Raw genomic sequence first — 19,119 nt, 5'->3', positions numbered from 1 at the left:
CCCCCAGATCCGATCCAGGTCCGACCTGGCTTCAGCGCCAGCCGAGCGCTTTCGGCGAGGGCGGGAAGCTGCCGCCGTTTCGCGGCCTCGCGTGGTGCCTTCTTTCGGCATGGCGCAGGAAATCCCCGTCGTTCGCCTCCAAGGCCGCCCGCATCTCGATGGCCGTCCGCAGCGGCCGCGCACAGCGAATTTGCCGGGTGATGCCAAGGCCAGGACGATCTGGCGGAGAGGGGCCGGATCGCGATGCTTCGAGACCGGCTGCAGGGGGAACTCCAGCCGCTTTCCTCTGGAGATTCGCCGGGAATTTGAACCGCCCGTTCCGCGACTGACGGTGCCTTCCGGCGAGTGCGCGCGGTTCAGCCAGCTCCGCGGCAGGGGTCGATCGGCGGCACCCGCGTTGACGCTCACATTGATAGTTGCTAGAGCTACAACGAAGAGAAGTCGTTTATGCAACTAATGAAGTCTCGGCAGCCGCCGTGCGCTGAGGCAGGGAGACGAGAGGCCATGACCGAAGCCCTATCGCGCGACCTTTCCGGATTGACCCGGCGCTACGCCAAGCTCGTCGCGGAGCTGCGCTACGAGGATCTTCCGCCGGATGTGGCGGAGAAGGCCAAGTGGATCATCCGCGACGGCCTCGGCAACCAGATCGCCGCCTCGGCGACGGCCGAGCCGGCGGCGCGTGTGATCGAGATGGTTCAGGAATGGGGCGGGGCGCCGGAAGCGACCATCGTCGGATACGGCACCAAGGTGCCGGTGCCGATGGCCTCCATGTGCAATGCCATGCTCGGCCACGGCGTCGAGCTCGACGATGCGCACGGTTCGGGTCTGATCAAGGCCGGTTCGGTGATCGTGCCGACCGTTCTCGCCACGGCGGAAAAGCACAAGGCTTCGGGCAAGGACGTCGTCGCAGCGGTGGTCGGGGGCTACGAAATCGCGGTGCGCGTCGCCAAGGCGATCAATCCGGGCCACCGCCAGCGCGGCTACCACACGACAGGCACAGTGGCGCTGCTCGGCGCCTCGGCCGCCGCGGCCCGCATCCTCGGTTGCGACGCGGAACAGATCGCCTCGGCGATCGGCCTTGCCGGCATGCAGTCGGCCGGCATCCAGTCCTATCTCAACGATTCCTGCATGGCCAAGCCCTTCAGCCCGGGCAAGGGCGGCTTCAACGGCGCCATCGCCGCCGTCATGGCGAGCCGCGGCTTCACCGGCCCGCGCACGATGCTGGAATGCGACGAGGGCTTCCTCAACGCCTTCACCTCGAGCGTCGCGGCAGAGCACCTGGTCGACGGGCTGGGCGAAGCATTCGCCATCATGGAGGTCGGCTTCAAGCCGCATGCGGCCTGCCGCTACGCGCACGGTCCGCTCGATCTCGCGCAGGCCTTCTATCACGAGGAGGGCGTCAGGCTCGAAGACGTGGAGAAGGTCACGGTTCACATGAGCGAGCTCGCCATCCGGCAGGCCTCGAAGTCGCCGTGCCCGAACCTCAACGTCGCCATGGGTTCCACCCAGTTCGGCGTGGCGCTTGCCCTCGCCGGCGGTTCCAACGGTCTCGGCGACTATTGGGAGGGGTTCAAGAACAAGGAAGTCCACGACGCGGCGGCCTCGCTCGTCACGCTCAAGGCGGAGCCGGAGTTCGGCCTCGGCGGGCGCCAGGCCATCGTCGAGGTTGCGTTGAAGAACGGCCGCACCCTGCGCCGCCGCCAGGAGGAGCCGAAGGGCGAGCCGACCAACCCGCTGACGGCCGAGGAGCTGGAGCGCAAATACCTCACCATGACCGGCCTGGTCATGGACGAGGCCACGGCCCGGCAGATCGGCGATATCGTCATGCATCTGGAAACCGAAACGGATCCGGGCCGGCTGCCGGCGATGACCGTCGCCAGCGACGGTCGGCCCGTTCTGCGGGCCGCCTGAGCGATGACCGTTGCCGCCGCGATCAGCCAGGCGCATCCCCTGGACAGCACCTATCCGGGCCAGCGGGCGGTGCGCTGCCTGTTCATGCGTGGCGGGTCCAGCCGCGGCGGCGTCTTCTACGAAGGGGACATGCCGGCCGATCCGCGTGAGCGGGCGGCGCTCCTCCTCGGCCTCTACGGCTCGCCCGACAGCCGCCAGATCGACGGCATCGGGGGCTCCGATCCGCTGACCAGCAAGGCCGCCGTCGTCGGCCTTTCGCAGCGCGACGATGCCGATGTGGAATATACCTTCTACCAGGTGGGGATCGACAGCGCGCGTGTCTCCACCGGCGGCAATTGCGGCAACATGCTTTCGGCGGCGGCGGCTTTCGCCGTGCTGCGCGGCCTCGTGCCGGTGGAGGAGCCGCAGACGCGGCTTCGCATCTTTACCACGAATACGGGGCAGGTGGTCACCGCCGTCGTTCCGGTGAGCGCAGGCGTGCCGGCCGTCGACGGGGATTGCGAGATCGCCGGGGTGCCGGGCAGCGGCGGACGGATCCTCCTCGATTTCGGCGATTGCTCCGGCGCGGTCAGCGGCCGCCTTCTTCCGACCGGCTCGCCGCTCGACACGATCACGGTCGAAGGGCGCGACGTGGAGGTCTCGCTCGTCGATGCGGCGACCCCCTTCGTCTTCGTCGCGGCCGCCGATGTCGGGGCGAGGGGAACGGAGCTGCCGGAGGAGATCCTTTCCGATGCGGCCCTGCAGGCGCGTCTGGAGGAGGTGCGCGGCTGGGCTGCCGAAGTGCTCGGTCTCAGCCCTTCCGCCAAAGAGGCGCGCGCGATCTCTCCGAACGTGCCGAGGCTGATCCTGGTGAGCTCTCCGCAGGACTACACCGACACGCTCGGACGGCGCATCGCCGCCGGCGAGCATGATGTGTGCGTGCGCCAGATGGCGATGCAGCGCCCGCACCGGGCGCTCGCCGTCACCGGTTCCGTCTGCACCGCCGTCGCGTCCGCCGTGGAGGGCACCGTCGTCGCCCGCCATGCCACCGTGCGAGCGGGCGAGGATGTGCGCCTCGGACATCCGAGCGGCGTTCTGCGCGTGGCCTCGCGGGTGGAGAGGGCCGCCGGCGGCGGCTACGAGGTGCGTTCGGCCCAGGTGGAGCGCACGGCGCGCCTCATCGGGGCAGGCACGGTCTTCGTGCCGGAAAGCCGATTGCGCCTGCTTGCCGATGTGGTGGAGGTCTAGGCGATGGGAAGCTTCGCGCTGCCACCCAGAGAGGAAAAGCCGCGCAGCCGCGGCCTGACCGCCGTCATCGACTTCGGCCCGGACAGTATGGGCTGGAACGTCGAAGGGGCGCTTTCCGGCTTCCTCGATCTGGTCGGCGGCTATGTCGACTACGCCAAGATCTACGCCCTCAACGCCCTGCTTCTGCCGGCAGAGCCGCTGAAGCGCATCGTGACGCTTTATCGCGACGCCGACGTCTCTGCCTATGCCGGCGGCATCCTCTTCGAATACGCCTGGCGCCGGCAGGCGGTCGACGAGATGCTCGACCATCTGGAGAGCCTTGGACTTCGCAGCCTCGAGATATCGGAGAACTACATCACCCTCGAGGAGGACACGCGCCGGCGTCTCATCGAGAAAGCGCGCCAGCGCGGCTTCAAGGTGATCTACGAATTCGGCCGCAAGAATCCCGAAGCGCCCTTCGCCCTCGACGATCTTCAAGCGCTCGTCCTTTCCAGCCTGGATGCGGGGGCGGAGCACGTCATCGTCGAGCAGTCGGAGCTCGATGCGGTGCGCAGGAGCGATCCTTCACGGCTCGATACATTGGCGGCCGCGAGCTGGTTCGAGCATGTGTGGATCGAGGCCGATCCCTATGCCTTTCCGCAGCAGCATGTGGAGCTTCTGACGACCTTCGGGCGCGAGGCGAATCTCGCCAACATCCCGACGGGCCAGGCGCTCCGGCTGGAAGGCTTTCGCCGCGGCGTCGGCAGGGCGGTCGATTATCGGCTGCTATCGGAGGAGGTTGGGTAATGGCACGCGACAAGGCACCCCGAGGCCATCTCGTGGAGGAACTGCAGGGCGTCGGCTTTTCCGAATACGAGGCCCGGGCCTATCTCTCCCTGCTGCGCAGACAACCCGCGACGGCATACGAGATCAGCAAGCAGGCGGGCCTGCCGCGTCCGAATGCCTACAGCGCGCTGGAGAATCTCACCAACAAGGGCGCGGTGATGCCGGTGAGCGAAAGCCCCGTGCGCTACGTCCCGGTCGATCCGGAATCGCTCTTCCAGGGGATCGCGGCGGCAACGTCGCGCCGCTGCGAAGGCCTTGCGGAAGAACTCGCCAATCTCGACGACCGCGACGCGACGGAATACGTCTGGGTGGTCACGGGCCGGCGCACGATCCAGTCGAAGATCGACGAGATGATCGACAATGCGCACCGGCACATCTGGATCAAGGCGCCGGCTGCGACGCTGGAGCGCCACCTGCCGGCCCTGCGCGAGGCCGCCGAGCGCGGCATCGAGATCATCATCATCCTCTTCGGCCCGCCCGCCAGCGCAGAGCAGTTCAACCTCGGGGCGTGCGTCACCGTCTATCTGCATGAAGGCAACGGCATCACCGTCGGGCTCGGCGATACGCTCGTCACACTGACCATCGACTTCGAGGAAGCGCTGACGGTCAATACGGCCGGCGAGGGCTACGGGGCGCATACGCGCAGCCGACCGGTGGTGAACCTGGCCGAGAGCCTCATCCGCCACGAAATCTACCTCGCAGAGATTTTCCAGCGCTTCGGCGCGGAGATCGAGGAAGCCTTCGGCCCGGCGCTCGTCTCGCTGCGCCAGATCTACCTGCCGAAAGAGCAGGCCGCCAACCTTCAGCGCACCATCAAGGACAACGCTGAGCACCTACGCGTCATCGCCAGCCAGAGAGCGGAGAAGAAATGAAAGACAGAGGCCGCCAGCAGGAAGCGGATGTCGTTGTCGTCGGAGCCGGCAACGCCGCCATGTGCGCGGCTCTCGCCGCGGCCGAGAGCGGCGTGCGTGTCCTCGTTCTGGAAAGCGCCCCGGAGGAAGAGCGCGGCGGCAATTCCGCCTTTGCGGCCGGCGCGATGCGCTTTGCCTATGCCGACCTCGCCGAATACCGCGAGGTGGTGACCGACCTCACCGAGGAAGAGATCGCCAATGTCGATTTCGGCACCTACGGCGAGGACGCCTTCTACGACGATATGGGCCGGCTGACACAGTACCGCTGCGATCCGGACCTTACCGAGATCCTCGTCACCCGCAGCCGCGAGACGCTGAAGTGGATGAGCGGCAAGGGCGTGCGGTTCCAGGCGAGCCTGGGACGGCAGGCCTTCAAGGTCGATGGCAAGTTCAAGTTCTGGGGCGGCGTCAGCTGCGAGACCGTCGGCGGCGGCCAGGGACTGGTCGATGCGCTTCACGAGAAGGCGGCGGCCGAAGGCGTGGAGATTTCCTACCGCACCCGCATGGCCGATCTCATCGTCGAGGACGGACGGGTCGCCGGGGTGATGGCGGTGCGGGACGGGGAGCAGATGCCGATCCGCTGCGGCAACGTCGTTCTCGCCTGCGGCGGCTTCGAGGCGAATGCGGAGATGCGGGCGCGCTATCTCGGCCCGAACTGGGATCTGGCCAAGGTGCGAGGCTCGCGCTTCAACAACGGCGATGGGCTGCGCGTGGCGATGGAACTCGGCGCGCAGGCCTTCGGCCACTGGTCCGGCGCGCATGCCGTCGCCTGGGAACTCAACGCCCCGGCCTTCGGCGACCTTGCGATCGGCGACCAGTTCCAGAAGCACTCCTATCCCTTCGGCATCGTCGTCAATGCCAGGGGCGAGCGCTTCATCGACGAGGGCGCGGATTTCCGCAACTACACCTATGCGAAATACGGCGCGGAGATCATGAAGCAGCCGGGCATGTTCGCCTGGCAGGTCTTCGACGCCAAGGTCGCCCATCTCCTCAGGGACGAATACAAGATCCGGCAGATCACCAAGGTGCGCGCCGACACGCTCGAGGAGCTCGCCCGCAAGATGGAAGGCGTCGATGCGGCAGGCTTTCTCTCCGGCGTGAAGACCTACAACGAGGCGATCCGCAAGGACGTGCCCTTTAACCCGAACGTCAAGGACGGGCGCGGGACGGACGGCCTGCCGGTGCCGAAGTCCAACTGGGCGAACACCATCGACGAGGCTCCGTTCGAGGCCTACGCCGTCACCTGCGGCGTGACCTTCACCTTCGGCGGGCTGAAGGTGAACGAGCGCGCCGAGGTGCAGGACGTGACCGGCGCATCGATGCCCGGTCTCTACGCGGCCGGCGAGCTCGTCGGGGGGCTTTTCTACTTCAACTATCCGGGCGGCAGCGGCCTCACTTCGGGCGCCGTCTTCGGCCGGATCGCCGGCACGCAGGCGGGCATCCGCGCCGCCGAGGCCGGCATCGCGAAAACGGAGATCCGCGCCAGACAGAGCGCATGAGAGGACGCCGGATCAACCGGCGCATCACAACAGAAAAAGGAGGAATGTCATGAGCGGTCTTACGAGAAGAACACTATCGGCAGGCGGCATGCTCGCAGCGGCGGCTCTTGCCCTCGGCATCGGGGCCGGCTCCGCAGCGGCGGAGACCGATACCATCCGCATCGGCGTGCAGGCCGTGCCCCCCGACGAGCTCTACCTGGCTCGCGACTGGCTGGAGCCTTACGGGCTGAAGGGGAAAATCACCCAGTTTTCCTCCGGCGGCGACATGCTGCAATCCTTCCTCGCCGGGCAGATCGACGTGGCGAATGGCGGCTCGGCGCGCCTCGTCACCGTGGCCGCCAACCAGCCTGACCTTTTCTATATCGTCAGCACGCACCAGTTCGGCGGCGACCGCTACGGCGTCATCGTGGCGCCGGACGCTCCCTACAAGACGATCGAGGACCTGAAGGGCAAGAAGATCGGCGCCGTCACGGGCTCGGGCACCTTCGCCACCTTCGGCGTCTATCTCGACCAGCACGGCCTCAGCGCGAACGATTTCGGCATCGTCAACATGAAGGTGCAGGAGATCAGCACGGCCGTGCAGCAGGGCATCATCGACGCCGGCCTCGCCTGGGAGCCGCATGTGGCCATCGCCGAGGCGAGCGGGCGCGCCAAGCGCATCATCTCACTGAAGGGCGTCAACGCCAGCCCGAACTTCTACCTCGTGCGCCGCGACTTCGCCGACGAGAACCCGGAGGCGGTCGCCAAGTTCATCGCCTCGCTGCTCGACCTGACCGCCTTCGTGGAGGCGCATCCGGACCAGGCCGGCGAGCTGGCGGCCGGGCAGGTCAGCAAAAGTGGTGTTGAGGTCGATCCGAAGGCGCTGGAGACGGCCTTCACCCGTCTCAGCTTCGACCGGAAGGTGACGGACGACCTTCTCGCCGAGCTCGTCCCCATCGCGGAATCCATGAAGAACGACAACCGCATCAAAGAGGTGCCGGACTTCGCCAGCCTGGTGCGGGGCGAGTATTACGAGAAGGCCCTTACGCTCTCCAAGGCTGGTCAGTGACGGACGCGGAAACGGAACTCCGCCATGACTGACATCCAGATCGAGCGGGCAGACGGACGGGCCTCGGCCCTGGCGGCGGGCAGCGCCCGCCGTCTCCTCGCCGGCATCCGCTTCGTCGCGCCGGTCTTCGGTATGCTTCTCGTTTGGGAGCTTGTGGTTCGCGCCGGCCTTGTGGACGGGCGGGTGCTGCCGCCGCCGAGCCTGATTGCCGCGCGCGGCTTCGAGATGGTGTTCGACACGGAGCACGCCGTGCTCCTGCAGCATATCGGGCACAGCCTCTACCGGGCCGTGGCGGCCTTCGCGATCGCGGTCGTCGTTGCCCTGCCGCTCGGCTTCTGGCTCGGGCTCAACCGCACGGCCTATAACTGGATCAGCCCGATCCTCAGCGTGCTGCTGCCGCTGCCGGCGGTCGCCTGGACCCCGATCTTCCTCGTGACGCTCGGCCATGGCGACGCGACGATCATCTCCGTGTGCTTCCTCGGCGCCGTCTTTCCGGTTCTCTACAGCACCATCCAGGGCGTTCGCGCCATCCCGCCGCATACGATCTGGGTCGTGCGCAGCATGGGTGCGCCGCGGCACGCGATCTTCACCAAGGTTCTGGTGCCGGCATCGCTGCCGACCGTGATGACCGGCTTCAAGCTCGGACTCGCCCATTCCTGGCGCACGCTCGTCGCGGCCGAGATGCTGGCCGCGCTCAGCTACGGCCTCGGCTACATGATCTTCGCCGCGCGCCAGTACATGGACACGCAGACGATGTTCGTCGGCATCGTGCTCCTGGCGATGCTCGGCTTCATCTTCGAGCACTTCCTCTTCGGAACCGTCGAACGCGCCACCATCCGCCGTTGGTATGCGCATCATCGCAAGGGAGGCTGACGTGACCGACATCGCTTCATCGCCGGCCTGCACGGCTTCGCGCCGCGCCTTCCTGACGCGCCGCAACCGGGAGAAGTGGATGGCATGGCTGCGCCCTGTCATCTCCATCTCGGTGCCGCTCCTCATCTGGGAGCTCGCCTCCCGGCTCGGCTGGATCAATTCCTTCCTGTTCCCTCCGCCCAGCCAGATCCTGACGGCGCTATGGGTGCAGGCCGGACCGCAAGGGCGTCCGCCCTACGCCATTTTCTACCATGTCTTCGCCAGCATGATGCGGATCGTGATCGGCGTCGGGCTCGCTCTCGTCGTCGGCACCGTCGTCGGCATGCTGATCGCGCTGACGGCGTGGGGCAGGGCGATCTTCCGCCCGATCATCAGCGCCATCATGCCGGTGCCGACCCTCGCCTGGACGCCGGTCCTGCTGCTCGTCTTCGGCATCGACAACCGCACCACGATCACCGTGGTCCTGATCGCGACCAGCTTCGAGATCATCTACAACGTCGTCGCCGGTCTCGACATGCTGAGCAAGCGCGTCTTCTGGGTGGCGCGCTCGATGGGGGCGAGCCATACGCAGACCTTCTTCAAGGTCATCGTGCCCGGCGTGCTGCCCTATCTCATCACGGGCCTTCGCATCGGCATCGGCTTTGCCTGGCGCGCCCTGATCGCGGCGGAAATGCTAGCCGCCAGCTCCTACGGCCTCGGCTTCATGATCTTCGACGCAGCCGAGTACTTCAACATCGACATCATTTTCGGAGGGATCATGCTGATCGCCATCCTCGGGCTCCTGCTGGAAAACGTCGTGCTCGGCCGCCTCGAGGCCGCCACGATCAAGCGGTGGGGGGTGCAAGTTGAGCGCTGAGCCCGCCTTCAAGCCAAGGCTTGCGGCAATCCCGGATCCGGGCGAGCCGAAGATCGTCGCCGAAGGTATCAACAAGACCTTCATCAACCGCGAGAACGGCGAGGAGGTGGTGGCGATCGAAAACCTCGATCTCACCATCCGCGATCAGGAATTCGTCGCCATCATCGGACCGTCGGGCTGCGGCAAGTCCACGTTCCTCTACATGCTGGCAGGTTTTGAGGATATCAGCGCCGGCACGCTCTCCATGGACGGGCATCCCGTCACCGGGCCGGGCCCGGACCGGGGCATCGTCTTCCAGGAATTCATCCTGTTTCCCTGGCGCACCGTGCTGCGCAACATCACGCTCGGACTGGAGATGCAGAAGGTGCCGCGCGCCGAGGCGGAGGCGGCGGCGCGCAAATGGATCGGCCTCACGGGCCTGACGGGCTTTGAGGACGCCTATCCGGCGACGCTTTCCGGCGGCATGAAGCAGCGCGTGGCCATCGCCCGGGCTCTCGCCTACAACCCCGAGGTCGTGCTTCTCGACGAGCCTTTCGGCGCGCTCGACGTGCAGACCAAGTTCTACATGATCCGCGACCTGCAGACGCTCTGGCAGGAAGCGCACAAGACGATCGTGATGGTGACGCACAGCGTCTCGGAGGCCGTCATCATGGCGGACCGGGTGGTGGTGTTCTCCGCCCGGCCGGCGCGCATCATCTACGACGAGCGCATCGACATCGCCCGCCCGCGCGACGCGCTCGATCCGAAGGTCATCGACCGCCAGCGCGAGGTGACGGAAGTGCTCTCGGCCGAGGTCGACAAGCAGATGCGGCGCGAGGCGGGGCGCAATCCTCTGGGCAACTGAGCCCCCGGTATCTACCGCCCGGGCGCGTTGATCTTGCGGGCGATCTCGCCGGCCACGGCGGCGGCCCGTTCCGTGACTTCGGGAAGGCCGACCGTCTCGGCGAAGGTGCCGCGCGTCAGCGGGCCGCTCGCCAGCATGCGCGGGTTCACGCGGCCGTCGGCGCGCACGAGAAAGCCTTCCGGCGTCACGTCGAGGCCAATACCCAGAAGATCCGGCCGCGCGAGCCCTCCTGAAAAGAGCGAGCGGAGGGCAGAATTGCCGCTATGGGCGATGCGGGTGTCCGGGCCGGTGCAGTTGATCACCCGGTCGGCGAGGATCGTTCGCGTTCCCGAATTTCCCGAGACTCTTAGGGCGATCCTCTCCCCGGCGGGCGCCTCGACGCCCTCGACATGACCGGCCCCCACCGAAAGCTGGCCGCGCGCGAGAAGGCGGGCGAGCGTCGCGCCGGTCTGCGGCGCGATGCGGAAACGGTGGACGTCCCAATAGACGCGCAGCCGCCTTGCGAGCTTGCGCCGGGCCTCCGGCGGCAGGGCCTGCCAGAGCGCTGGGAGATCGCGGCGGAGGGCGTTGGCGAGATCCTGCCAGGCATGCCCCGCGGCAAGAGCGGCGCGCCGGCGCTCCGCCAGGAGCGAGAGGAAGGCGGCAAGGCTCGCCGGCGGTGTGCGATCCTCCAGAAAGTCGAAGACCGGCTCGAAGCCGTCCTGACCGAGGGGCAGGAGCCCGTGGCGGGAGACGGCGACAATGGGCCCCTGGTGGCCGCGCCGTTCGAGCCCGGCCACCATGTCGGACATGGTGAGGCCCGTGCCGACGATGGCGACGGCCTCGTGTGCGCCGATCGCATCGAGCGCATCCGGCGACCAGGGATCGGCGACAAAGCCGGGATGCGCGTCGAGCGCCCCGCCGCTCCAGGCGGTGGAAGGAACGGCATGGCTTGCCAGGAAGACGAGATAATCCGCCTCGAGCGGCTCGCCCTTTTCGCCATGGACGAGGATGGCGTCCGCCCGCTCCTCGATGCGCAAAGCGCGCTCGCGCCGGTGGAGGATCGAGAGCGCGCCGCCGGCCTCCCGCGCCCCACGGACGCGTTCGCAGACGAATTCTCCGAAGAGGTGGCGGGCGGGATAAAGGTCGCCGTTCGGATCGGCCATCGCCGTGTCGCGTTCCATCTCGCCGCGCGCCAGGAGCCAATCCGTGAAGGCCATCCTCTCATCGGAAAAGACGAGCATCCGATGGGAGGGAACGTTCACCCGATGCGCGGGATCGTAGGTGGAATAGGCGAGGCCGCGACCGATCTCCGGCCTTGGCTCGAAGATCACCGCTTCGACGCTTTCGCCGAGCGGGGCACGGGCCAGATGCAGCGCGACGGAAGCGCCGGAAAGGCCTCCGCCGACGATGGCGAGCCGCACGGGACGGCGTGCGGCTCGGTGCAAAACAGGTTCTTGCGTCACGTTGGCTCGCTCGGCATCGGCAGGACGCGTCCGTCGAGCATGTCGATCCCGGCGCTGTCAAACGCCATTCGTGCGCAAGGCCGCGCTTTCGCGGCGCCTTGCCGGCCTGCTTTGCCTCAGGCGAGCTCCCGGCTCGCGGCCTCCGGCGCAGGGGCGGCGCTGCGGCCGGCATCGGGCGCCGCCGAAGAACTTTGCCTGTCCGCGCTCGCCGCGACACGCGCCATCGGGCGGGAGGTGCTGGCGAGATAGCGGAGGGCCCGCCGGCCCGGCACGAAGAAATAGCCGCCGCCCCGCACCGTCACGAAGCGCGTGAGGCCCGGCACACGCACCGGCCCGCGCGGCGTCGGGATGGTGAAGGCGCCCTCGCCTGAGGGAGGGCCGAGCACCGGATCCACCTCGTCCTCCAGCCCGTGGAAGCTCTTGCCGAGCAGCCAGGTCTGCTGGATGAACTCGAACTGGCGCTCGATGTCGGTGTTGAGGCACATGAAGAGAATGCCCGCCTTGCCGCCCTCGCCATGGCCGCGATAGGGGCGGCCGACCCGCAGGATGCGGTGCCGGTTGCTGATGGCGAGCTGGCCGGCATCTCCCGGCACGAAGCTCTCGCGCGGATTGGATCGCCGGATATGGGAGCCGAGCGGACAGGCAAGGCCGCTTGCGTCCTCCTCGCCGAAGAGAAAATCGTTCTCCAGCTTCGCCGCCTCGCCGGTTCCGCCGGCCTGGCGCGGATGGCGCACGAGCGCGGCGCCGTTGCGCCAGCGGCCGACGGCCTTGCCGGCGATCCAGTCGCGCAGCGCTTCGCCTTCCAGGCCGGCCAGCTTGGGATTGCCGGCAAGGTGCCCGGCGGCGCGGTCGAGGAAGCCCTCGAAGGCGTCCCGGTCCTGCTCCAGCTGGCGCACGACGAGATAGGTGCCGTTGCGCCCGATATCGTGGCGGGCGGCGGGCGCCGGCGGCAGATAGGAGGGGCGCGGGCGGAACGGATCGGCGCCCAGCGCCGGAAGGAGGTGCTGCGGGTCCTGTTCGCCGGCGACGGAAGGCGTGGCGGGCAGGTAGCCGAGATTGTCCGGGTAGCCGAGGACGAACTCGCCGGCTTCCACCACATGGTGTCTCCTCGCCCGGCTGCGCGCCTGCGGCGTGCCCTTGATCAGCGGCTGGGAGATGCCGTCGACGAAGCCGAAGGGCTCCGTCACGTTGCCGCCATGGCCCATGGCGGGCAGCGGCTGGAGGGGCAGTTCGTGAATGAGGGCGTGGCCGAATTCGTCCAGCTCGTCCCGGATCGTCGCGACGCGCGCGTCGAGGCGCTCCTCGCCCTCCGTCTCGTTCTCGTCCGATCCCTTCTCGTAGAGGATGAGGATGGCGTCGATCTCCTCGCCGGGCCGGCCCCATTGCCAGGCCTCCGGCGCGCTCTCGCCGACGTCGCCGAGGACGCGGGCGCGGTGCCCGGCCGCCATGCCGTGCTGGAAGGCAACCGGAAAGGTGGCGAGGTCCGCCTCGCGCATGCCGAGCCGCGAAAGCCCGCTCGGCGAAAGCGCCAGCATGCTGGTGCCGGGCAGGCCGCGCGTATCGCCATAGCCGAGGCGATCGTCGAGGCGCTGGAGATACTCCGCGCACTTTTGCGGGTCGTCGCAAAAGCGCAGGAAAAGCGCCCGCGAATGGCGCAGGAAGCCGAGCCCGCCGAAGACGAGGGTGGGGATATCGGCGTCCTCCAGGGCGGAGGGCGTTCGCGGCGTCGAACCGAAGCTCGCCAGCCAGTCCGCGGCCTCCGCCTCGGTGCCGGCATGGGCGATGCCCTGGCGGATGGCGCAGTTGGTGCGGATACGGTTCAGCGTCAGCTGCGGATAGGCCGAATACCAGACCCAGGTCACCTGCTGCTGGCGGCGTGACCAGCGCCTCAGCCTGTCGCCGTCGCGCGCGCCGCCGCCAAGAAGGCTCGTCGTTCGCGGAAAGCCCCGGGTGTTGCTCCAGATGCCGGTGACGCCGCGGGCGGCTCGCTCGATGAAATCTTCCAGATAGCTTTCCCAGGCGCCGTCATAGTTGGACATGAAGAGAAGCTGGTTGGTGCCCGGCAAAAGGATCCAGCGGGCGAAATGGATGACGCCGGTATTGGAAAGAAAGCCGGGCCGGGAAAAATGCGCGCCGAGCGTGCCGGCGACCCAGAGGCCGACCCGCAGGGCGAGGTGGCGCAGGCGCCCCGGCTTCATGACGGATGAGGAGGCAAGGTGGCTCTGCGCGGCGTGGCCCTCCCGCTTCATGTATTCGCCGACATGGTGCGGGTTCGGGGGAAGGTCCTCCGGCAGGTCGGTGCGCTCGGCACGGCGGAGGGCCGCATAGAGACCTCCGATGGCCGCGACCTGGAGAAGGAGGGCGATGGCGGTGCCGACGAGCGCGAAGGAGAGCCCGGCCGCCGACATGCCCGCCAGAAGCAGGAGGACGAGGAAAAAAAGGAGGTCGAAGAGAAGGAACGGCCACAGAAAGCTCGCCACCGCCGAGGAAAGGATCGGCCGGATGATCTCCGATCTCGGCGGCCTGTCCTGCAGCGAGGGCGCCGGCGCCGCGGTGAAGGCCCATTTCAGGCTCTCCTCGTCCCACAGCCGGCCGCGCACCGCGTTCAGCGTCGCGAGCGCCGTCGGCTCGTGGATGTTCTCGATCATCGTGGCGACCCTGGCGGCGAGATCGGCCTCCTGGCGCACCTGCCGGACGGTGAGGCCGGGCGTGCCGTCGAAATTGACGCCGGGGGTATCGAACCAGCCCTGGCCGACGGGGCGATGCGCATGCTCCAGAAAGCGCGGGAGGGGCGAATGGCCGAGCTCGGCATGGGCCGTCCTGCAGATGCGCAGGATTTCGTCGCCGATCGCCTCGGCGAGCTTTTCGCAAACCTGGGCGACGGTGCCGTCGGCATTCACCTCCAGGATGACGTGGCAGCGGCCTTCCCATTCGGGGGCAATCCAGATGCTCATGAAATGGACGAAGGCAGTCTCGTTGAGGGCGGTCGCGATCGACGGCCCGGCGGGGTTGCCGATCCGGTCGAGCTCGGCCTCGACATCGCCGCGGTAGCGGGCGGGGAAGGGGATCGCGATCGTCAGGAAGCTATGGGGCATGGCGCGACCTCCTCTACCGGTCGAACTCGACGACCAGGTGCCAGGGGAAAGGACCGAGATGCTTCAGTTGGCCGGCATCGCCGGGGGCGCGCCGCAGACCGTCCCGCGCGAGGAGCTGGCGCATCGTCTGGGTGATCTGCGCGCGGGCGATCAGCGCGCCGACGCACCAGTGCATGCCGTAGCCGAAGATCATGTATTCGTGCGGCGCGCGATCGGGGTCGAAGCTCGCCGGATCGCGCACGCGCTCCCTGTCGAACATCGCCGACTGGGTGCTGACGAGAAGGCGCGTGCCGGCGGCGATCTTCGTCTCGCGCGGCGTGCCGGCGGCGATGACGGTATCTTTTGCGCAGCCGCGGAAGGGGCCGGGGTTGATCGGCTTGAAGCGCGAGGTCTCCCGCAGGACGCGCCAGAGACGCTCGTCGTCGCCGTCGCGGGCGGCGGCGTGGGCGGCGGCCATGAAAGCGGGGCGGGAGAGCAGCGTTTCCAGCATGTTGCCCGCCGCCATCGTGTTGGTCGGCACGAAGCCGCTGATCATGCCGACGAAGAAGGCGCGGATCATCTCGTCGCTGAGGCCCTCGCTCTGCTGCATGGCGAGGAGCCGCTGCATGACCGGTCCCTTCGGGCTGCCGGCCTTCGCCGCCGCGATCGATCTGTCGATCAGATCGCGCAGCCGCCTTGCGCCGGCGCGCGCGACGCGGCGGCGCTTGGGGTCGTCGTCGATATCGGCGAAGAGGTAGGTGCTCATGGCGATCGACCATTCGGCGAGGGGCCGGCGCTCCTGCGGGGCGATGTCGAGGCCGTAATAGCGCTCCACCACCCTCACCGGGACCTCGGCGATGAGGTCCTGGACGGCGTCGAGCCGCCCCGGCGCGCGGGCGACGACATCGGCGGCGATCTCCGCGCTCAGGGGGGCCACGATCGCCGCCACGTCCTCATGGCGGAAGGCGCGCATCACCTGCTCCTGGATCTTCCAGTATTCGGGGCTGCGCGCCATGCCGAGGAGGAAGTTCGGGCCGTCGTTGAGGTCGGCGACCTTCTGGCCGAAGAGAACCGGAAAATCCTCGTCGCGGCCGAGCACCTCCTGCACGTCGTCGTAGCGCGTCACCAGGACGAGGTTGCGCCGGCGCAGGCGCAGGATCGGCCGGAAACGGCGCAAGAGGCCGAAGACGAGCTGGATATCGATCCGCTGGAGCAGGGAATCGTTGTCCCATTCGAGGTCGGCGCGATCGAAGGGCGGCAGGTCCTCGCCGGGACCGGCGGACACGTCGCTTGCACGAAGCTGCACCTCCTGGCGCATCGCAACATCCGTCATCGCCATGGCATCCTCCACGACCGGGGTCAGGCGACCCGTTTCAGCAAGGACCTCGCGGCCTGAAGCTCCGGCGGAGCGTTTTCATCCCGGAACCAGGCGCATGTCCCGTCGAGAAGCTGGCGCGCCTCGAAGAACCTTCCCTGACGATCGAGCAGGCGCGTCAGGCCGGTCGCGGCGCGCAGCGTCCACAGCATCGCCTCGCGCTGGGCGGCGACATCGAGCGCGATGCGATAGCTGCGCTCGGCCTCCTCGAAGGCGCCCTTGGCTTCGAAGAGCTCGCCCCTGACGCGCCACATCTCGCCCTCGTCGCCGAAAGCGCCGCTCGAAGCCGCGATATGCTGGGCTCTCTCAAGCTCGGCTTCCGCCTCGGCCAGGCGCCCGGCCCGGCGGTAGGAAGAGGCGAGCCAGCGGTGGAAGACGGGCAGGTACACCCGCGAACCGCCGGCGGTGTAGAGATCGATGCCCTGCTCGATGAGCGAGAGCCCCCGATCCGACTCGCCAAGCTGGGAACAGGCGAGGCCGCGGAAGATGTGCACGAAGGCCCGGTAATAGGTGAGGGCGTGTTCTTCGTTGACCCGCTCCAGCTCCGCGAGCGGCTCAAGCGCGCCCTCCGGCGCGCCGAGAAGGAGCTCGGTGAAGGCATAGCCGTTCAGCGCATGGGCGACGCTGAGGGCGTGGCCCGATGCGCGCGCCTCCTGAAGCGCGCGCTCGCGCGCCTGGCGGCCCTCCTCGAAATGGCCAAGATAGATGAGCACCCATGAGAGGTAGCTCGTCATGACCACGCAGGCGTCCTCGACGGCGAAGGCGACGTAGATCGGCTGGTCTTCCGGGCGATAGAGCTCGATGCCCTTCTCCAGCCAGAGGCGCGCATCGAGGAAATCGCCGCGAACGAAGGCGGTAAGGCCCGTCGACCGGTGGCCGAGAAGCTGCGAGACGCGGTCGTTTCTCGCCTCGCCGATCTTCAGCAGTTCGCCGGCGCGTTCGCTCGCCGCCTCGATCTCGTTGCCGATGAAGGAATAGGCCCATTGGCCGTTGATCACGGCCGGCAGCTGGATCGGGCCGCCCAGCATATCGCAGAGGGCGCGGGCCCGCTCGATGGCACGGTAGGTCTCCGGCGAGGTGTAGCCGGTCGTGGCGATGTGCGACTTGGCAAGGGCGATCGAGATGTCGAGCTCAAGCTGGTGCCGCGCCGCGCCCGGCGGCAGCCCGGAAACGAGCTGGAGGCCGCGCTCCAGCCGGGCGATCGCTTCCAGAATGGCGGAGCGGGCGAAGGCCTGCTTGCCGGCCTTCAGCCAGTATCCGACGGCCTTCTCGGTGAGCCCGCCCTCGGCGGCGTGATAGGCAAGCAGCTCCGGGCGCTCCTCGGCGGATTCGGCGAATTCCTGCTCGAGCGTCGTCACGATGCGGGCATGGAGCGAGCGCTGGGTGCCGCGCAGCATGGAGGCGAACGCCGCCTCCTGCAGCAGCGCGTGCCGGAAAGCGTATCTGCCGCGCGAAGGGCCGGTGAGCTGCAGCAGGAGCCCGGCCGACGCCAGCCGTTGCAGCGCTTCCTCCAGTTTCGGCTGCTCCATGCCGGTCAGCGCCGCCAGAAGCTCGGCGGGAAACTCACGGCCGAGAGCCGCTGCGATCTGGAGAACGTGCTTGATCTCGCCGAGCCGGTCGAGCCGCTCCGTCAGCGAGGCCTGGAGGGTGATCGGAACGCCGAGGCAAGCGGGATCGTCGGCCCGGCCGCGGCCGCCGCCTTCCACCGCCTCCGCCACGGCTTTCGTCAGCTCCTCCACGAAGAGCGGGACGCCGTCGGCGCGCTCGATGATGGTCTCGACAATCTCCTCCGGCAGGGCGCTGTCGCCGACGAGGGAGCGCATGAGGGCGGCGCAGTCTTCCCCTTTGAGCGGGCCGAGCTGATGGTGATGGACGTCCGGGCCGTGCCAGCCGGGACGAAATTCCGGCCGCGTGGTGACGAGGAGCAGGAGGGGGTATTCGTCTAGCCGCTCGACGACCGCCTGCAGGAGCTCCAGCGAACTCGGATCGGCCCAGTGGATATCCTCGAAGATCGCCAGCGTCGGGCGGCGATGGGCGACCACCTTCACAAGGCGCAGCAGCGCCTCCTTGGTCATTTCGCGCCGGCGCATCGGCGCTTCCGGCAGCACGCCCCGGCTGTCGGGCGGCAGCATCGAGAGAAGGTCGGCGACGAGAAGCAGATCCTCCGCCTTCGTGTCGCGACCGACCAGGAGCCGGTTGATCTTCGTCAGGTTGAAGGAGCGCCTGTCCTCCGCGGTGATGCCGCAGACCTGCGAGATCTGGTCGATGACCGGCTGAAACGGCGAGGCCGTCTGCTGGCGCGCGCAGTAGTAGCGCAGGACCGAGTATTCCTCCTGTCCGGCCTTTTCGGCGAGGGCGACGGCGAGGCGCGACTTCCCGATGCCGGCCTCGCCGGAGAGGACGACAACCTGGCCGCGGCCGGCCTTCGCCTCCTGCCAGTAGTCGCTGAGCGCGGCGAATTCCTCCTGGCGCCCGATGAGAGGCTGGAGCGCCTCGCCGCGATGGGCCTCGAAGCGGCCGACGGCCCCCGTCAGGGCGAGCGCCTGATAGGCCCGCCGGGGCCGGTCGAAGCCTTTGAGCGTCAACAGGCCGATGTCGCGGTAGACGAACTGCTCTCCCGCCAGACGGCGTGTCTCCGCCGAGACGAAGACGCTGCCGGGCGGCGCGGCCGATTGCAGGCGGGTGGCCAGAAACGGGGCCTCGCCGGCAAGGTCGTATTCGGCCGCTCCCGCGGAGCCGATCAGATCGCCGATCACCACCATGCCGGTGGCGACGCCGATCCTGAACTGGGGCCGGTAATCCCCCGGCAGGACGAGACCGGGCGCCGATTCGATGATCCGCAGAGCCGCGCGGACCGCCCTTTCAGCATCGTTCTCCTGTGCCTGCGGGTAGCCGAAATAAAGCAGCGCGCCATCGCCGAAATAGTTCGCGACATAGCCGTCGAAAGCATTCGCGACCTCGGTAATGAAGCGCAGGCAGGCCCCGACGAGATCGCCAAGATCCTCCGGGTCCATTCTCGCGGCGAGCGAGGTCGAATTGACGAGATCGCAGAAGAGAACGGTGAGCTGACGCCGCTCCGCCGAGGGTTGCCCGGTGGCGCCTTGGACGGGCCGCGGCCGCTGCGTGACCTCTTCTTGCCGTTGACGTAGCGGTACTCCGCATTCCGGGCAGAAGTTAGCCTCTGCATAGGTGGAGCCGCCGCATGACCAACATGCGATCGTCACATCAATG

At 68.0% G+C, this 19,119-nt stretch carries 13 protein-coding genes; 9 read left to right on the top strand and 4 right to left on the bottom strand.

Translation table 11 applies throughout. From position 1 onward, the window contains the following. Window positions 1–504 precede the first annotated feature (504 nt). The 9 genes from CLD20_RS02635 to CLD20_RS02595 are packed head-to-tail and all read left to right on the top strand — an operon-like array spanning window position 505 to window position 9,994. The gene (locus CLD20_RS02635) at window positions 505–1,911 is read left to right on the top strand and encodes an MmgE/PrpD family protein (RefSeq protein ID WP_224405036.1); all 1,407 of its coding nucleotides are present in this window, start codon (window positions 505–507) and stop codon (window positions 1,909–1,911) included. Window positions 1,912–1,914: 3 nt separating this feature from the next. Continuing rightward, window positions 1,915–3,138 carry a 2-methylaconitate cis-trans isomerase PrpF family protein gene (locus CLD20_RS02630; protein ID WP_224405035.1) on the top strand — a complete coding sequence of 408 codons (1,224 nt, stop codon included), beginning with the start codon at window positions 1,915–1,917 and terminating at the stop codon, window positions 3,136–3,138. A gap of 3 nt (window positions 3,139–3,141) precedes the next feature. Beyond that, window positions 3,142–3,924 (top strand): phosphosulfolactate synthase, encoded by a 783-nt coding sequence (locus CLD20_RS02625; RefSeq protein WP_224405034.1) that lies wholly within the window; start codon window positions 3,142–3,144, stop codon window positions 3,922–3,924. Next, window positions 3,924–4,835 carry a TrmB family transcriptional regulator gene (locus CLD20_RS02620; RefSeq protein WP_224405033.1) on the top strand — a complete coding sequence of 304 codons (912 nt, stop codon included), beginning with the start codon at window positions 3,924–3,926 and terminating at the stop codon, window positions 4,833–4,835. Before CLD20_RS02625 ends, CLD20_RS02620 begins: the two co-directional genes overlap by 1 nt. Further along, complete coding sequence (gene tcuA / locus CLD20_RS02615; RefSeq protein WP_224405032.1) at window positions 4,832–6,373, top strand: FAD-dependent tricarballylate dehydrogenase TcuA; 1,542 nt, start codon at window positions 4,832–4,834, stop codon at window positions 6,371–6,373. Before CLD20_RS02620 ends, tcuA begins: the two co-directional genes overlap by 4 nt. A 49-nt stretch (window positions 6,374–6,422) precedes the next feature. Then, a complete protein-coding gene (locus tag CLD20_RS02610) occupies window positions 6,423–7,421 on the top strand; it encodes an ABC transporter substrate-binding protein (protein ID WP_224405031.1) in 999 nt (332 codons plus the stop codon). 24 nt (window positions 7,422–7,445) lie between these two features. Further along, window positions 7,446–8,294 carry an ABC transporter permease gene (locus CLD20_RS02605; RefSeq protein WP_224405030.1) on the top strand — a complete coding sequence of 283 codons (849 nt, stop codon included), beginning with the start codon at window positions 7,446–7,448 and terminating at the stop codon, window positions 8,292–8,294. Window position 8,295: 1 nt separating this feature from the next. After that, the gene (locus CLD20_RS02600) at window positions 8,296–9,150 is read left to right on the top strand and encodes an ABC transporter permease (protein ID WP_224405029.1); all 855 of its coding nucleotides are present in this window, start codon (window positions 8,296–8,298) and stop codon (window positions 9,148–9,150) included. Further along, window positions 9,140–9,994, top strand: coding sequence for an ABC transporter ATP-binding protein (locus tag CLD20_RS02595; protein WP_224405028.1), 855 nt, complete (start codon window positions 9,140–9,142; stop codon window positions 9,992–9,994). The genes CLD20_RS02600 and CLD20_RS02595 overlap by 11 nt, the downstream gene beginning before the upstream one ends. 11 nt (window positions 9,995–10,005) lie before the next feature. Here the strand turns inward: CLD20_RS02595 and CLD20_RS02590 are convergent, their stop codons facing one another. From CLD20_RS02590 to CLD20_RS02575, 4 genes are all read right to left on the bottom strand, one after another. After that, window positions 10,006–11,421 carry an FAD/NAD(P)-binding protein gene (locus CLD20_RS02590; RefSeq protein WP_224405027.1) on the bottom strand — a complete coding sequence of 472 codons (1,416 nt, stop codon included), beginning with the start codon at window positions 11,419–11,421 and terminating at the stop codon, window positions 10,006–10,008. Window positions 11,422–11,555: 134 nt separating this feature from the next. Continuing rightward, window positions 11,556–14,534 carry a hypothetical protein gene (locus CLD20_RS02585; protein ID WP_224405026.1) on the bottom strand — a complete coding sequence of 993 codons (2,979 nt, stop codon included), beginning with the start codon at window positions 14,532–14,534 and terminating at the stop codon, window positions 11,556–11,558. A gap of 13 nt (window positions 14,535–14,547) precedes the next feature. Then, window positions 14,548–15,852, bottom strand: coding sequence for a cytochrome P450 (locus CLD20_RS02580; RefSeq protein WP_224405025.1), 1,305 nt, complete (start codon window positions 15,850–15,852; stop codon window positions 14,548–14,550). 20 nt (window positions 15,853–15,872) lie between these two features. Then, complete coding sequence (locus CLD20_RS02575) at window positions 15,873–19,112, bottom strand: AAA family ATPase (protein WP_224405024.1); 3,240 nt, start codon at window positions 19,110–19,112, stop codon at window positions 15,873–15,875. Between the last annotated feature and the right edge of the window lie 7 nt (window positions 19,113–19,119).

The sequence above is a fragment of the Afifella sp. IM 167 genome (assembly GCF_020144925.1).
Taxonomy (GTDB): Bacteria; Pseudomonadota; Alphaproteobacteria; order Rhizobiales; family Afifellaceae; genus Afifella.
This window is presented reverse-complemented; position numbering and strand designations above follow the sequence as displayed.